Source organism: Microcella humidisoli (assembly GCF_024362325.1).
Taxonomy (GTDB): domain Bacteria; phylum Actinomycetota; class Actinomycetes; order Actinomycetales; family Microbacteriaceae; genus Microcella; species Microcella humidisoli.
This window is the reverse complement of the sequence record NZ_CP101497.1, coordinates 2,352,293-2,367,650: the sequence shown is the minus strand read 5'-3', so window position 1 is coordinate 2,367,650 and position 15,358 is coordinate 2,352,293. Positions and strand designations below refer to the sequence as shown.

Here is a 15,358-nt window from a genome sequence, read left to right as displayed (position 1 = left end):
ACTAATCACGATGAGCGCCCCCTCTCCGTACGCCGATGCCCTCGCGCGCATCCCCGCCCGCGATCGCACGCTCGAGGTGCTCGGAGTCTCGACCCACCTGGTCGAGTACGGGCCGCTCGACGCCGATCGCACGGTCGTGCTCGTGCACGGCTTCCGCGGCGATCACCACGGGCTCGGGCCGGTCGTGGCGCAGTTGCCGGGCATCCGCTTTCTCGCTCCCGACCTGCCCGGATTCGGCACGAGCGAGCCGCTCGCCGACCGTGCGCACGACATCGAGGGGTACGTCGCCTGGCTCGACGCCTTCCTGCACGCGGCGGGCGTGCACGGCACCGCGGTGCTGCTGGGCCACTCCTTCGGTTCGATCGTCGTCTCGGCGGCGGTGGCGAGCGGGGTTCCGACGCCGCGCGTCGTGCTCGTGAACCCCATCGGCCAGAATGCCCTCGCGGGGCCGCGCGGCGTGCTCACGCGCCTCGCCGTCGGCTTCTACCGCGCGGGCGCCGCACTGCCCGAGGCGCTCGGCTTCGCGGTGCTGCGCAGCCGCCTCGTCACGCGCATCATGAGCGTGACCATGGCGAAGACCGACGACAAGGCTCTGCTGCGCTGGATTCACGAAGAGCATGACCGCTACTTCTCGGCCTTCGCGAATCGCGACAGCCTGCTCGAGGCGTTCCGGGCATCCGTCTCGCACGACGTCTCGGAGTACGCGGCCCGCGTGTCGCCCAGCACGCTGCTGATCGTCGCCGACGAAGACGACATCACGCCGCTGGAGGCCCAGCGCCACCTCGTGACGCTGTTCCCGGATGCCCGACTCGAGATCATCGAGGGCGTCGGCCACCTCGTGCACTACGAGAAGCCGGTCGAGGCGGCCGCGGCCATCCGAGAGTTCCTGGCCTAGATCGTGAAGATCGTCGTCGACTGCCGCTATGTGCGGTTTCCGCGCCACGACGGCATCAGCCGGTTCACGGCGGGTCTCGTGGATGCCCTGCTCCCGCTGCTCGCTGACGGTGAGTCGCTCGAGCTGTTGATCAGCGACGAGCGCCAGCTCCCCATGCTGCCCGAGGGACTGCCTTGGCACCTCGTCAGCGGCCCCACGAGCCCGCGTGAGCCCGTTGTAGCACGCCAGGTCAATCGTGTGCGCCCGGACGTCGTCTTCAGTCCCATGCAGACCATGGGGGCGCTCGGGCGGCGCTACCCGCTCGTGCTAACGCTGCACGATCTGATCTACTACGCGCATCCGACGCCGCCGCGCGACCTCCCGTGGCCGGTGCGCCTCGGCTGGCGGCTGTACCACCTGGCGTGGTGGCCGCAGCGGCTCCTGCTGAACCGGGCCGACGCGGTCGTGACCGTGAGTGAGACGACGCGCGCGCTCATGCGGCAACACCGGCTCACGCGGCGCTCGATCACCGTCGTGCCGAACGCCGCCGACCGGCCGGTCTCCGTCGCCCCGCGGGTGCGCCCTGAGGGCGTCGAGCTCGTCTACATGGGCTCGTTCATGCCCTACAAGGGCGTCGACACCCTCGTCGCGGCCCTGCATCACCTGCCCGGCGCTCGGCTGCACCTGCTGAGCCGTATCCGGCCTGCCGATCGCGTCCGGTTCGAAGCCGCCGCGCCCGCGGGCTCGCTCGTCGTGCACGACGGCGTGAGCGACGAGGAGTACGCGCAGCTGCTCGACTCGGCAACGGCGCTCGTGACGGCGTCGCGCGACGAGGGCTTCGGCATCCCGCTCGTCGAGGCCATGGGACGCGGCACCCCCGTCGTCGTGAGCGACATCCCGATCTTCCGCGAGATCGGGGGAGAGACGGCGCTCTATGCGGCGACCGGGGATGCGGAGGCCTTCGCCGCGCGCATCACCGAGCTGCTGGCCGCGGGGGAGTGGGAGCGCCGCTCGGCCGCCGCCCCCGCTGAGGCGGCGCGCTTCGACTGGAGCCGGTCGGCCGCGGTGCTGCTCGAGCTGCTGCGCGAGCAGGCCGCGCTCGGGCGCTCGCGTCGCTAGTCCCGCGAGCCTGCGGGCCGGGTTCGGAGACTCCCGAATTGTAGGAAGTCGGAACGACTTCTCCGTGTCAGCGGTTGCCGATGTCGGCGAGCTCGCCGCCCGTCCAGTCGACGAGCTGCTGCGGGGTGGCCGGGAAGACGTCGTAGGCGCTGCCCGCCGCTGACCAGACCGTCCCGAAGCGCAGCAGGTCGCGATCGACGACTGTGCGTACGGGGGCGGGATGCCCGAGCGGAGGAACACCGCCGATCGAGTACCCGGTGGTCTCCTTGACGGTCTTCGCGTCGGCCTTCTCGACCCGGGCACCGAGCACGCCGGCCAGGGCGTCGAGGTCGGCGCGGTTGTCGCCGCACACGAGCGCGAGCACGGGCTCTCTCGAGTCATCGGGGTGCACCGCGACGAAGACGAGCGACTTCACGATCGCCCCGACCGCGCAGCCGACGGCGGCCGCGGCTTCGGCGGCGGTGTGGGTGGAATCGGGCATCCGTTGCGGGGTGATCGGCAGGTGCGCCGTTGCGGCCAGAAAGCGCTCGGGACCGCTCGCCATCAGCGGCCTTCGCGCTCGCGCTCGGCGAGTCGGTTCTGCTGCTCGAAGTCGTCGGCGAGCGGGAAGATCGACTGCTCGTCGATCGGGTCGTCGAAGGCAACGAGCTCGATCTCCCCGTCAGCGTGGCGGAAGGAGTGCACGGAGCCGTTCGTGATCGGCTCGCGGTGCCGGCCGGGCGCGACCGTCTCGAGCACGCTGCGGATGACGCCGCCGTGCGCGACGACGATGACGGCCTCGCCCGGGTGCCGCGCGGCGAGATCGTGCAGGGCGGCAACAGCACGCTCCGCGACGGCCTCGCGCGGCTCGCGACCGGGCACGTCGGCCCCGTCGGGAAACTTCGCGTCGATCTCGGGGCCCGTGAGCCCCTCTGCCTCGCCGTAGTCGCGCTCGGCGAGGCGTCGCTCGAGCTCGGGGTCGCCGAGACCGACGTGCTCGCCGATGATGCGGGCGGTCTCGGCGGCGCGTGAGAGAGGCGAGGCGACGAGGGCCGTCCAGCGGCGGCTCGCGAGCAGTTCCCCGGTCGCGCGGGCCTGCTCACGCCCGGTCGCGTTGAGCGGGATGTCGGTAGAGCCCTGGATGCGCCGCTCGCGGTTCCAGTCGGTCTCGCCGTGGCGCACGAGTGCGAACACCGTCATGAAGAATCCCTTTCGTCGGCCCCGACAATCGTAGGGCGCGCGACGACGACCACGACCCGCGCGCTCAGCCGCCCATCTCGGGGAGGGCGCTCACGATCGTGATCGAGCCGGCGGCGTCGCACGCCGACACGAGCTGCTGGGTCGCGACGGAGAAATCGGGGTTCTCCGGGCCGATGCCCTGAGCGGCTTCGGTCATCGCTGCCCGCAGCGCCGCGGTGACATCGGACTCGCCCGTGGGGAGGGAGGTCCACGAGTCCACGAGCGCGGCCGCGCGCGCGTCAAAAGCCGCCTGGTCGATCACCCCGTTCGCGAGTTCCCACTCGGTGCGGAACTGGATGCCCATGAGCGCGCTGGCGTGACCGCACTCCCAGTCGGCGTCGCCCGCGGGAACCGAGGTCAGCGGCTCGGTCGCCGCCTCAGGCGCCGCGACCGAGCTCGTCGGCTCGGCAGCGGGAGCGGAGGCGCTGCAGCCGGAGACGGCGAGGAGCAGCGCGGGGATGGCGGCCAGCGTGAGGAAGGTCGATCGCGTCATGCGTTGATCATCCCTCATGAACGGGTGATCCGTCGACTACCGCAGCAGGGCCTCACGGAACGCAGCCAGCGTCTCCGTGGTGCCCGCGTCGATCTTGAGCGCGGCGCGGGCGTCGGCCTTCGTCTCACCGCGGTTGACGATGATCGTCGGGATGCGCTTCTTCGCGGCGAGCCCGACGAGACGGATGCCCGAGTTGACGACGAGGGAGGAGCCGAGCACGAGCAGGGCATCCGAGCGCGCCACGATGCCGCGCGCCTCTTCGAACTTGACGGGCGGCACGAACTCGCCGAAGAACACGATGTCGGGCTTAAGGGTGCCGCCGCACACCGAGCACTCGGGCACCTGGAACCGCGAGACGTCCGCCACCTCGGCGTCACCATCCGGGTTCATCGTCGCGTCGGCGTCGCTCAGCCAGGGGTTGAGGCGCGCGATGCGCTCGGCGATCGCGCCGCGGTCGAAGGTCTGGCCGCAGTGCAGGCACGTGACGCGGTCCATGCTGCCGTGCAGGTCGACGACGCGGCGGCTGCCGGCGCGCACGTGCAGACCGTCGACGTTCTGCGTGACGACGCCCGTCACGACGCCGCCGTGCTCGAGGTCGGCGAGCGTGCGGTGGCCCGCATTGGGGCCCGCGGCAGCGAAGCGCTCCCACCCGAGGTGGCTCCCCGCCCAGTAGCGCTTGCGGTACGGCTCGTCGGCGAGGAACTGGCTGTAGGTCATGGGCGTGCGCACGGGGGCGCCGACGCCGCGGTAGTCGGGGATTCCCGAGTCGGTGCTCACCCCGGCCCCCGTCAGCACGGCGACCCGCCGGCCGCGCAGCAACTCGATCGCCTGCTCGACGGCGGCGCGCGCGGCCGCATCGAGCTCGACGAGCGGTGCGGCGATCGACATGGGGCCTCCGGTGTTTCCTGCTCGAAGATTAGAACGCTCGGGTTTCGGATATGTTTCCGGAGGCTGGCAGGGCGACTCGCGTCCACCGGGCGGAAGGCGGGCATCCATGCGCATCGAGCACATCACGACGCTCGACGAGCCCGCCCTCGCCGACTACGCGCGCCTCACCGACGTCGCGCTGCGCGTCGCGACCGAGCCACAGGGCGGGCTGTACATCGCCGAGTCGATCACGGTCATCGGCCGCGCGCTGCGGGCGGGCCACAAGCCGCGGTCCGTGCTCACGAGCGAGAAGTGGCTGCCCGATCTCGCGGCGCTGCTGGGCGACCGCGACGTCACCGTGCACGTCGGCGAGGCCGGTGTGCTCGAAGCGCTCACAGGTTTTCACCTGCACCGCGGTGCGCTCGCGAGCATGCATCGGCCCGCGCTGCCGACCGTGATCGACGTGCTGCGGGATGCCCGCCGCGTCGTCATCGTCGAGGACGTCGTCGACCACACCAACGTGGGGGCGATCTTCCGCTCCGTGGCGGGCCTCGGGGCGGATGCCGTGCTCATCACCCCGCGCTGCGCCGACCCGCTCTATCGCCGCAGCGTGCGCGTCTCGATGGGAACGGTGCTACAGGTGCCGTGGACGCGGCTGCCCGAGTGGAGCGAGGCCGTGCCGCAGCTGCACGCGGCGGGCTTCACGATCGCGGCGCTCGCGCTGGCGGACGACGCGGTGGGCCTGCGCGAATTCGCTGCGGCGGCTCCCGAGCGCGTCGCGATCGTCGTCGGCACGGAGGGCGACGGCCTGAGCCGCGCGGCGCTCGAGGCCGCTGATGTCGTCGTGACGATCCCGATGGCGCACGGGGTCGACTCGCTCAATGTCGCGGCCGCGAGCGCCGTGGCGTTGTACGCGCTGCAAGCGCGACCATAGGCGCAGTGCGCTGCAAGCGCGACCATAGGCGCAGTGCGCTGCAGCGCTAGTCGAGCGCGACCGCGCGCAGCAGCAGCGCCTGCTCCGGCGCGAGCAGCGGAACGGGCAGCCCGAGGTCGGCGAGCAGCCGGCCCGTGACCGTGATGTCGCCCTCGGCGAGCCACGCCGGGGGAGCATCCTGCACCGCATGCGGCGTCCCGCCCACGGTGAGCGGCTCGATGCGGTATCGCCGGTCGGGGTCGAGGCCGGGAAACCGCAGGGGCGGCGGCACGGCGACCGCCGCGGTCGCGAGCGTGACGAGCGCGATGAGCGCTTGGCTGCCGTCGGGCGCGACGAGGCCGTGTACATACCGGTCGTCGACGGGCTCGTCGGTGCGCACCGTGCGGCCGCTCGTCAGCAGCGGCCGCACGAGCTTGACGGTCGCGACCCAGTCGCGCAGCGCGTCGAGCTGGGCGGGGTCGGCGGTCGTGACGTTCCACTCGATGCCCGCGCTGCCGAACAGCGCCGTCGCGAGCCGGAACGACAGGTCGTGCGTGCGGCCCGTGATGTGGGCGCGCGGGGCGCCCACGTGACCGCCGAGCAGCTCGGGCGGCATGAGCAGCCCGCTGTAGCGCTGGATGCGCTGCCGATCGAGGGCGTCGTTCGTGTCGCTCGTCCAGAAGCGGTGCACGCGCGCGGCCATGCCGAGGTCGACCCGCGCGCCGCCCGAGGCGCAGCTCTCGATCGCGACGTGCGGGAACCGCGCGCGCAGATCGTCGATGAGCGCGTACACGGCACGGGTGTGCGCCGCCGCGGTACCGGCGTGCTGGTCGCGGTTGTGATCCCACTTGAGGAAGGCGATGGGGTACTCGGCGAGCAGCGCGCTCAGCGTCTCGAGCAGGTGCGCGCGAGCCCCGTCGACCGTGAGGTCGAGCGTGTGCTGGAAGCGCCAGGTGGGGGGATGCTGGCGGTCGGGTGCGGCTTCGGCCAGCATCCATTCGGGATGCTCGCGCGCGAGCCGCGAGTCGGGGCTGACCATTTCGGGCTCGACCCACAGGCCGAACTCCATGCCGCGGGCCACGACAGCGTCGGCGAGCGGATGCAGGCCGGAGGGCCACCGTTCGGGATCGACCGTCCAATCGCCGAGAGCACGGCGGTCGTCGGTGCGGCCCTCGAACCACCCGTCGTCGAGCACGAAGCGCTCGATGCCGAGCTGCGCCGCCGCGTCGACGAGCGGCAGGAGCGATTCGAGGGCGTGGTCGAAGTACACGGCCTCCCACGTGTTGAGCACGACGGGCCGGTGCGTCGGGGGAGTCAGCGCGCGCACGAAAGGGTGCAGGCGGTCGCTCAGGCCGTCGAGGCCCGTGTTCGACCAGGCGAGCACGGTTTCGGGAGCCGTGTAGGTGTCGCCGGGGGCGAGCACGACTTCGGCCGGGTCGAGCAATTCGGCGGCGAGCAGACGGCGGTGGCCCGTCGGCAGCGACTCGACGCCGGTCGTGCTGTTGCCGCTCCAGGCGTGATGCAGGGCCCAGACCTCGCCCGTGCGGAAGCCAAAGCCCGGTGTGCCGAGCACGGTCAGGAAGGGGGCGTCGTGGCCGGGGCGGCCGCGACGCTGGTCGCGGAGGTGCAGGCCGTCGCGCACGGTGCCGCGCTGCGGCCTCCGCTCGCCGGCCCAGAGCCCGCTGAAGTCGAGCAGGTCGCTCGCCCGGGCGGGAACCGGCAGGGTCGCGGCGAGACGGTGCAGGTCGACGCCTTCGGGCGCCTCGGCGCGGGCATCCATCGCGATCACGACGACGCCATCCGGCGAGAGCCGCACGGTCCAGCCCACCGTCAGCAGCGGGCCGTGATCGTCGTGCACGAGCAGCTCGACCGCGATCGAGCGGTCGTCGGCCGTCAGACCGGTGCGATGGATGCGCATCGGCAGGCGCGCAGGGCCGGCCCCGACGCGGTGGGCGATGAGCGCGGGGAACCCGCTCCACCCCTCCGCCGGGCCCGCGAGGATCGAGGGCACGAGCGGCAGGTCAGGCGAGCTGGGGGCGACCGCGGGCAGTGCGGCCGCCACCAGCTCGAGCATGGTCGGCTCGATCTCACCGAGGTCGTGACCCCAGTGCGCGAGCCGTGGCACGGCCGTGCCGCGGGCGTCGAGCACGAAGCTGACACCCGCGGCACGGAGGTGGAGAAGCGAGATACCTACTCCTTGACAGGAATCGAGGCCGCCTTGAGGGCTGCGATCGTGGCGTCCTGACCAGCGGTCAGAGCATCCAGAAGCGTACCGCTGCCCGAGACGGCACCGGAGAAGCCGTCAGCGACATCGTTGTAGACCTGCGTCATGGTCGGGCCCCAGGTGAAGTTGGGGTCGACGTTGTTGCCGGCCTCGGCGAAGACCTCGTAGATCTTCTGTCCGCCGTAGAACTCCACACCCTCACCGAAGACCGGAAGGTTCGCACCCTCGATCGTGGCGGGGTAGATGTTCGCGGTGCGGTTCATCGCGGTCAGCGCGTCGGCATCCGTGTTGAGCCACAGAGCGAACTGCGCGGCCTCGTACGGGTGGTCCGAGCCCTTGAGCACCGCGGTGGTCGAGCCACCCCAGTTGCCCGCGGCGCTGGCGCCGGCCTCCCACTGCGGCATCGGGGCGACAGCCCAGTTGCCGGCGGTGTCAGGCGCACCGCTCGCGATGGTGTTGGCACCCCAGACGGCGGAGACCCACGTCCACAGCTCGCTCGAGTTGTAGGCGGCGTTCCACTCGTCGGTCCACGGCGGGTAGACAGCGACGAGGTCGTTGTCGATGAGGCCCTGCCAGTACTCGGCCACCTGCGTGGTCTCGGCACCGGTCAGATCGACCGTCCAGCCGTCGGCGTCGTTCGAGAACCACTCGCCGCCCGCCTGCCACACCAGGCCCGCGAAGGCGTTGATGTCGCTCTGCGAGAAGTTGTTGATGTAGCCGCCCTGCTCGCGGATCTGCACCGCGGCAGCCTCGTACTCCTCCCACGTGGTGGGAACGGGGATGCCCGCCTCCTCGAAGAGGTCGGCACGGTAGAACATGGCCATGGGGCCGGTGTCCTGCGGGATCGCGTAGACCGCGTCCTCTTCGCCGAAGGTGACCTGGCTCCAGGTCCACGGCACGAACTGGTCCTCGGCCGCGAGGATGCCCTCGCACGCCGCGATGTTCTCGAGGCCGTCCTGCACGCGGAAGTTCGGCATCGCGTCGAACTCGATCTGACCGAGGTCGGGCGCGTTGCCGGCCGCGAGCTGGTTGAAGAAGTTCTGGTAGGTGCCGCCGTTGCCGTTCGGGCCCGTCTGAACCTCGACCTGGACGTCGGGGTTCTCCTCGTTCCAGATCGCCACGGCCTCCTCGACGCCGGGGAGCCAGCTCGTGAAGGTGAGGGTGACGGGGCCGTCGGAGGGAGCGCAGTCGCCGCTCGCACCGGGGGCGTCAGTGCCGCCGGTCGAGCAGGCCGTCAGCGCAAGTGCGGAGATGGCCGCAATGGCCCCCGCACGTGCGACGAGAGAGATCGCCATGCTGTGTTCCTTTCGATTGGTGGTGGTGCTGCTCCGCTCGGCCGTCGTGCGGCCGAGGGACTGTCGGCGGATGCTCACTTGAGCCCGCCGTTCGCCAACCCCGACTGCCAGAAGCGCTGCAGTGCGAGGAAGGTGACGATGAGGGGGATGATCGACAGCAGCGACCCGATGACGACGAGGGCGCGGATGTCGGGGATCTGGCTCACCTGCGTGTTCCAGACGTAGAGGCCGAGCGTGACGGGGAAGAGCGACTCGTCCCGCAGCATGATGAGCGGCAGGAAGAAGTTGTTCCAGATCGCCACGAACTGGAAGAGGAAGATCGTCACGAGCGCGGGCGCCATGAGGCGCGTCGCCACCGTGAAGAACGTGCGCACCTCTCCCGCGCCATCGATGCGCGCGGCCTCGATGATCTCGTCGGGCACGCTCGCCGCGGCGTAGATGCGCGAGAGGTACACGCCGAAGGGGCTCACGAGGCTCGGAAGCAGCACGGCCCAGATCGTGTTGGTCGCCCCCGCCTGGCTGAAGAGGAGGAAGAGCGGCAGGGCGAGCGCCGTAGCCGGCACGAGCACCCCACCGAGGATGACGTTGAAGAGCGTCTCGCGCCCGCGGAAGGTGTACTTCGCGATCGCATAGCCGGCCATGGCCGCGATGAGGGTGGCGAGCAGCGCTCCGACGCCGGCGTAGAGCGCGCTGTTGCCGAGCCACTGCAGGAAGACGCCGTCGCGGTAGGTGACGAGCGCCGCGATGTTGTCGAACAGCGCGAAGTCGGCGAACCACAGGGGGTTGGTCGTCGTGAAGTCCTCGCGCGTCTTCGTCGACGCGACGAGCAGCCACCACAGCGGGGTGAGGAAGTACAGCGTCGCGACGATCATGACCGCCATGGCGACGGTGCGGGACACGGCGCTCTCGCGGATGCCGCCGTCGCGGGCGGGCTTCTTCAGCCCCTGCGTGCGCAGCGCGCGGGTTTCAGTCGAGACGGTCATTGCGCGGTCCTCCGCTGCGTGAGCTTGAGCACGGTGAACGAGAGCACGAAGGTCGCCAGGGCGAGCACGACCGACATGGCCGCGGCGAGGCTGATGTTCGGCACCGACGCGGTGGAGTAGATGGTGAGGTTCGGGGTGAAGGTGCTGGTGACGGCGTTCGAGAAGCTCTGGAACACCTGCGGCTCGGCGAGCAGCTGCAGCGTTCCGATGATCGAGAAGATGCCCGTGAGCACGAGCGCCGGCACGACGAGCGGGATCTTGATCGCGAAGGCGATGCGGAACTGACCAGCGCCGTCGAGCCGGGCGGCCTCGTAGATCTCCTGCGGGATCGACAGCAGCGCCGAGTAGATGATGAGCATGTTGTAGCCCACGTAGACCCACGTGACGACGTTGGCGATTGACCAGAGAACCGTCTCGGCCGAAAGCAGGTCGACGCTCGAGGTCACGGCCGTGAAGGGCGAGAGGTTCGGCGAGTACAGGAAGCCCCACATGATCGCGGCGATGACGCTCGGCACCGCGTAGGGCGCGAAGAAGGCGAGGCGGAAGAACTTCGAGCCCCGCACGAGCGGCGAGTCGAGCAGCAGGGCGAGCACGAGCGCGACACCGAGCATGATCGGCACCTGGACGACGCCGAACAGCAGCACGCGCCCGATCGACGCCCAGAACGGCTCGTTCTGGAAGACCGCGATGTACTGGGTGAGCCCGCCGAACACCTGGACGGCAGGGCCGAATGTACCCTCGCGCTCGACCGTCAGCAGCGACTGGTAGATCGCGTAGAGGATCGGCACGAGGTAGAACAGCACGAACAGCGACCCGAAGGGGATGAGGAAGAACGCGAGCGCCTTCCGATGGCTGACGGCTCTCGAGGCTTTGACGGCTGTGTCACGCGCCACGATCGCTCCTCTCTGACATGACGACGCGCACGGCGCCCGCGGGGAGCGGAGTGGCGTCGGTGACGGGCTCGCCCGAGACCAGGTCGAGTCCAGCGAACGGTACCGCGATGGGCTGCGCCCGGTGATTGATGATGAACGTGATCTCGTCGGTCTCCGTGCGACGCGTGACGACGTCGACGTCGACGCCGACCTCGACGACGGGCACGCCCGCCTCGGAGCAGAGCGTCCGGACGAGGTCGAGCAGACCATCGTCGTCGAGCACCGTTGCGATGTACCAGGCAGCACCCTCTCCCACCGCGCGCCGCGTGAGGGCGGGGGATGCCGCGGCCGGGCCGTCGGCGAAGCTCGCGATGATCTCGGCATCGACGACGCGCACCGATTCGCTCCAGATCGTGCCCCGGGCGCCCGAGGTGAGCGCGACCGCCGCCTCGGCTGCGAGAGGGCGGAACTCGTCGACGGTGAGGCCGAGCAGCTCGCGGAAGGCTCCGGGGTAGCCGCCGGGACGGATGGCGTCGTGCTCATCGACGATGCCGCTGAACGGCGTGATGAGCACCGTCGCGCCCGACAGGGCGGCCCGCGCGATCGACGCGGCCGCCGCATCCGTCAGCGTGTAGAGCGTCGGGACGACCACGAGGTCGTACGCGCTCAGGTCGGCATCGGGGGAGACGACGTCGACCGTGACGCCGAGGGCGCGAAGCGCGCGGTGGTAGCGGTGCGCCTCGGGCAGGTAGCGCAGCAGGCTGCTCGGCTGGGTGTCGCCCTCGGCGGCCCACCAGGCCTCCCAGGAGAAGACGAGCGCTGCGCGGGCGTGCACCCGCGAGCCGACGACGGGGGAGAGCCGGTCGAGCAGGGCGGAGAGCTCGAGGCTCTGCGCCCAGCCCTCGCCCGCCGTGCCGCCGTGCGGCAGCAGCGCCGAGTGGAACTTCTCCGCGCCGCTGCGGGAGGCGCGCCACTGGAAGAAGCACACCGAATCAGCACCGCGAGCAACGTGGCCGAGCACCGTCCGCACGAGCTCGCCCTCGCGCTTGGCGTGATTGACGGGCTGCCAGCTGACGGCGCTCGTGGAGGTCTCCATGAGCATCCACGGGGCGCCGGCCGCGACGCCGCGCGTGAGGTCGGCGCTGAACGCCAGCTCGGCGAGCGGGTCGGCCAGACGGTGGTCGAGGTAGTGGTCATTGGCGATGAGGTCGAGCTCGGACGCCCAGCGGAAGTAGTCCTGGGTCTGAATGTGCGCCGTGACCATGAGGTTGGTCGTCACGGGAGCGCTCGAGCGCTCGCGCAGCACCGCGGTCTCGGCCCGGTAGTAGTCGAGCAGCGCGTCGGAGGAGAACCGCTTGAAGTCGAGCAGCTGCGCGGGATTGCCGGCCGACCGCGTCGTCCGCGGCGGCAGCACGTCGTCCCAGTGGCCGTAGCGCTGGCTCCAGAAGGCGGTGCCCCAGGCGGCGTTGAGGGCGTCGAGCGTCGCGTAGCGGTCGCGCAGCCAGGTGCGGAAGGCGCGGGCCGAGGCGTCGCAGTAACACAGGGCGTTGTGGCACCCGAGCTCGTTCGAGACGTGCCAGAGCGCGATCGCGGGGTGCGAGCCGTAGCGGTCGGCCATGGCCGTGACGAGCTCGAGGGCCTTCTGCCGGAAGACCGCCGAGCTGGGGCACCAGGCCTGCCGCCCGCCGGGCCACGCGATGGTGCCGTCGGCGGCCTGCGGCAGCGTCTCGGGATGCACGCGCGCGAGCCACGGGGGCGGCGACGACGTGCCCGTGCCGAGGTTCACACGGATTCCCGCCGCGTGCAGCAGCTCGAGGATGCGGTCGAGCCGACTGAAGTCGAAGGGCCCGGGCTGCGGCTGCAGCTGCGCCCAGCCGAAGATGTTGATCGCGACGAGGTCGACGCCGAGTTCGCGCATGAGGGCGATGTCGTCGTGCCATACCGACTCGTCCCACTGCTCGGGGTTGTAGTCGCAGCCGAGGGTGATCGTGCCCGTGGCCCAGCCCGGCACGAGCGGCTGCTCGTGGCTGAGGGTCAGGGGAGTGGTCACAGGCCGTCCTTTCGCAGGCGGGGTCAACATCGTCGTCGCTCCGTCCACCGACCCCTGTGAGCGTGCACAGATGACTGTGACCTGTTCGGGGGGACGATTTTCTGTGAGCGCTCACAGAGTACGCACGCCGCGTCCGCCGTGTCAACACCCTGTCCGCCGATTCGGCACCCCCGCGTGGCTACACTGAGCGCGTGTCCGAATCGACGACCCGTCTCAAGCGCGCCACGATCTTCGATGTGGCGGCCGAAGCGGGCGTCTCGCGCGGCACCGTCTCGCGCGTGCTCAACGGTGAGCCCTACGTCTCAGCGGCCGCTCGCGAAGCCATCGAGGCCGCGATCGCCAAGGTCGGCTACGTGCGCAACACGGCGGCCCGCAATCTTGCGAAGCAGTCCTCGGGCGCGATCGCGCTCATCGTGCACGAGCCCGACTCGGTGTTCATCGACGACCCCAATATCGGGGCGATCCTGCTCGGGGCCAACGCCGCGCTCTCGGCCGCCGACTATCAGCTCGTCTCCCTCATCATCGACACCGAGCGCGACTCGCACCGGGTCACCGGCTACCTCGGCGGCGGCTTCGTCGATGGCGCCATCATCGTCTCCGCGCGCGAGGACGACCCCATCTCGCAAGCGATCGCCGATCTGCGGCTGCCCGCCGTCATGGTCGGACGACCGGACAACCAGCCCCAACTGCCGTGGGTCGGCATCGACAACCGCGGAGCAGCCCGTCAGATCACCGAGCGGCTGCGGGGCACCGGTCGGAACCGCGTCGGGATGATCGCGGCGGGTCTCGACCGCGACTCCGGCCGCGACCGTCTCGCCGGCTTCCGCGAAGCGATGGGCGAGGCATTCGACGACACCCTCGTCGCCAGGCAGCGCTTCTACACGTACGCGGCCGGCGTGGCCGGCATGGCGGAACTGCTGCGCATCGACCCCGACATCGACGGGGTCTTCGCGGCCTCCGACGCGATCGCCGCGGGCGCGCTCGAGACGCTGCGCAACGCCGGGCGCGCGGTGCCGCGCGACGTCGGCATCGTCGGCTTCGACGACAGTTCGTGGGCGCTGCGTGCGCAGCCGGCGCTCTCGACCGTGCGGCAGCCCGCGGGTCAGCTCGGCGCCCGGGCGGCCGAGCTCGTGCTCGAGCAGGTTCGCACGGGGTCGCTGGCCTCCAACGGTGCGCTGCTGAGCACCGAGGTCGTCTGGCGCGATTCGGCGTGAGCCCGAGTCGAACGGCGCGGCGCGTACGCGCGACGGGCATGGTCGCGCTGCTTGCGCTCGTGGCGTCGAGCATCGGGTACACCGCGTACGCCGCGCTCGCCCCGCTGCCGGCGGTCGCTCCCGTCGTGCTGCCGCTCGAGCAGGTCTCGACCCCCGCGCCGACGGTCACCCTGCCGGCCTACGGCGCGTCGGCCATCGCGGCTGCCGAGGGCGAGCAGATCTACGCCGGGCGCGACCTCGACACGCCGCGCCCCATCGCCTCGATCGCGAAGGTCGTCACGGCGCTCGTGGTGCTGGCCGAGCATCCCATCGAGGGCGACGGCCCCGGCGCCGCGATCACCCTGACGGCCGCTGACAGCCGGCTGCCCGCACGATACGCGGCCATCAACGGCACGGTTGCGCCCGCTCCCGCGGGCGCCGTCGTCACCCAGCGGCAGATGATCGAGCTCATGATGGTGCACTCGGCGAACAACTATGCCGAGTCGCTCGCGGTGTGGGGCTTCGGCTCGGTCGACGCCTACCTCGCGGCCGCACGGCGGTGGCTCGAGGCGCGAGGACTCGAGGGCATCCGCATCGCCGACACCACCGGATTCTCCGCCGACAACCGCGCCACACCGCGCGACCTCGTGAGCCTTGCGCGCATCGCCGCGGCCGACCCCGTCGTGGCCACCGCCTCCGCGCGGCGCACGCTCACGGTCGCGGGCATCGGCACGTACGAGAACCGCAACCTCGCGCTCGGCACCGCCGGCATCACCGGGCTCAAGACGGGCACGCTGCGCGTGGTCGGCTCGAACCTGCTGTTCTCGGGCACCGTCACGGCGGGAGAGACCCCCGTCGACGTCGTCGGTGTCGTCATCGGGGCGCCCGACCAGGCGACGATCGCGCGCGATCTGCGGCGGCTCATCGCGAGCGTCGTCGACGACTACCACTCCATCTCGATCGGTGAACCCGGGGCCGTCGTCGCGGAGTACACGGCACCCTGGGGTGACACCGCTCAGCTCGTGGTCGACGAGACCGTCGACGATCTGGTCTGGGGCGAGGTGCGGTCGGTCGCCTTCACGAGCGCGCCGGAGGTGCGCCCCGGGCTCGACGCCGGCGCGGCGCCGACACTCATCGTGCGATACGGCGATCGCGACGTGCGCCTCGACCTCCGCTGGGTCGGGTCGATCGACGAGCCCCCTCTCACGTGGCGGCTCGCTCAGCCGATCGCCGAGCTGACCGGGGGCTGACGGCCGA

General features: G+C 71.1%; 14 protein-coding genes. 5 read left to right on the top strand and 9 right to left on the bottom strand.

Annotated elements, in window-relative coordinates:
• The first annotated feature begins 10 nt into the window (after positions 1-10).
• Together NNL39_RS11580 and NNL39_RS11575 are read left to right on the top strand one after the other, a co-directional pair.
• The gene (locus NNL39_RS11580; protein WP_255159431.1) at positions 11-895 is read left to right on the top strand and encodes an alpha/beta fold hydrolase; all 885 of its coding nucleotides are present in this window, start codon (positions 11-13) and stop codon (positions 893-895) included.
• Between the two features lie 3 nt (positions 896-898).
• A complete protein-coding gene (locus NNL39_RS11575) occupies positions 899-1,993 on the top strand; it encodes a glycosyltransferase family 4 protein (RefSeq protein ID WP_255159430.1) in 1,095 nt (364 codons plus the stop codon).
• Positions 1,994-2,060: 67 nt separating this feature from the next.
• On the opposite strand, the gene NNL39_RS11570 is transcribed toward NNL39_RS11575, so the two are convergent.
• The 4 genes from NNL39_RS11570 to NNL39_RS11555 all read right to left on the bottom strand — a co-directional run bounded on the left by NNL39_RS11570 (position 2,061) and on the right by NNL39_RS11555 (position 4,592).
• Positions 2,061-2,537, bottom strand: coding sequence for a YbaK/EbsC family protein (locus NNL39_RS11570; RefSeq protein WP_255159429.1), 477 nt, complete (start codon positions 2,535-2,537; stop codon positions 2,061-2,063).
• Positions 2,537-3,172, bottom strand: a complete 636-nt coding sequence (locus NNL39_RS11565) for a histidine phosphatase family protein (protein WP_255159428.1) — start codon at positions 3,170-3,172, stop codon at positions 2,537-2,539. Before NNL39_RS11565 ends, NNL39_RS11570 begins: the two co-directional genes overlap by 1 nt.
• A gap of 64 nt (positions 3,173-3,236) precedes the next feature.
• Positions 3,237-3,704 (bottom strand): hypothetical protein, encoded by a 468-nt coding sequence (locus NNL39_RS11560; RefSeq protein WP_255159427.1) that lies wholly within the window; start codon positions 3,702-3,704, stop codon positions 3,237-3,239.
• Between the two features lie 36 nt (positions 3,705-3,740).
• Entirely contained in the window at positions 3,741-4,592 is an 852-nt protein-coding gene (locus tag NNL39_RS11555; RefSeq protein ID WP_255159426.1) for a Sir2 family NAD-dependent protein deacetylase, read from the bottom strand.
• A gap of 106 nt (positions 4,593-4,698) precedes the next feature.
• Between NNL39_RS11555 and NNL39_RS11550 the strand changes: the two genes are divergently transcribed.
• Positions 4,699-5,505 (top strand): TrmH family RNA methyltransferase, encoded by an 807-nt coding sequence (locus NNL39_RS11550; RefSeq protein WP_255159425.1) that lies wholly within the window; start codon positions 4,699-4,701, stop codon positions 5,503-5,505.
• 46 nt (positions 5,506-5,551) lie between these two features.
• Here NNL39_RS11550 and NNL39_RS11545 read toward each other — a convergent pair whose 3' ends face one another.
• The 5 genes from NNL39_RS11545 to NNL39_RS11525 all read right to left on the bottom strand — a co-directional run bounded on the left by NNL39_RS11545 (position 5,552) and on the right by NNL39_RS11525 (position 12,908).
• A complete protein-coding gene (locus NNL39_RS11545; protein WP_255159424.1) occupies positions 5,552-7,633 on the bottom strand; it encodes an alpha-galactosidase in 2,082 nt (693 codons plus the stop codon).
• A 41-nt stretch (positions 7,634-7,674) separates the two neighbouring features.
• Complete coding sequence (locus tag NNL39_RS11540) at positions 7,675-9,003, bottom strand: ABC transporter substrate-binding protein (protein WP_255159423.1); 1,329 nt, start codon at positions 9,001-9,003, stop codon at positions 7,675-7,677.
• A gap of 74 nt (positions 9,004-9,077) precedes the next feature.
• A complete protein-coding gene (locus tag NNL39_RS11535; RefSeq protein ID WP_255159422.1) occupies positions 9,078-9,986 on the bottom strand; it encodes a carbohydrate ABC transporter permease in 909 nt (302 codons plus the stop codon).
• A complete protein-coding gene (locus NNL39_RS11530; RefSeq protein ID WP_407665173.1) occupies positions 9,983-10,882 on the bottom strand; it encodes a carbohydrate ABC transporter permease in 900 nt (299 codons plus the stop codon). The genes NNL39_RS11535 and NNL39_RS11530 overlap by 4 nt, the downstream gene beginning before the upstream one ends.
• Positions 10,869-12,908: a beta-galactosidase gene (locus NNL39_RS11525; RefSeq protein ID WP_255159420.1), complete on the bottom strand. Its 2,040-nt coding sequence runs from the start codon at positions 12,906-12,908 to the stop codon at positions 10,869-10,871. The genes NNL39_RS11530 and NNL39_RS11525 overlap by 14 nt, the downstream gene beginning before the upstream one ends.
• Before the next feature lie 191 nt (positions 12,909-13,099).
• Between NNL39_RS11525 and NNL39_RS11520 the strand changes: the two genes are divergently transcribed.
• Together NNL39_RS11520 and NNL39_RS11515 are read left to right on the top strand one after the other, a co-directional pair.
• Positions 13,100-14,122 carry a LacI family DNA-binding transcriptional regulator gene (locus tag NNL39_RS11520; RefSeq protein ID WP_255159419.1) on the top strand — a complete coding sequence of 341 codons (1,023 nt, stop codon included), beginning with the start codon at positions 13,100-13,102 and terminating at the stop codon, positions 14,120-14,122.
• Complete coding sequence (locus tag NNL39_RS11515; protein WP_255159418.1) at positions 14,119-15,351, top strand: D-alanyl-D-alanine carboxypeptidase family protein; 1,233 nt, start codon at positions 14,119-14,121, stop codon at positions 15,349-15,351. The genes NNL39_RS11520 and NNL39_RS11515 overlap by 4 nt, the downstream gene beginning before the upstream one ends.
• The last annotated feature ends 7 nt before the right edge of the window (positions 15,352-15,358 follow it).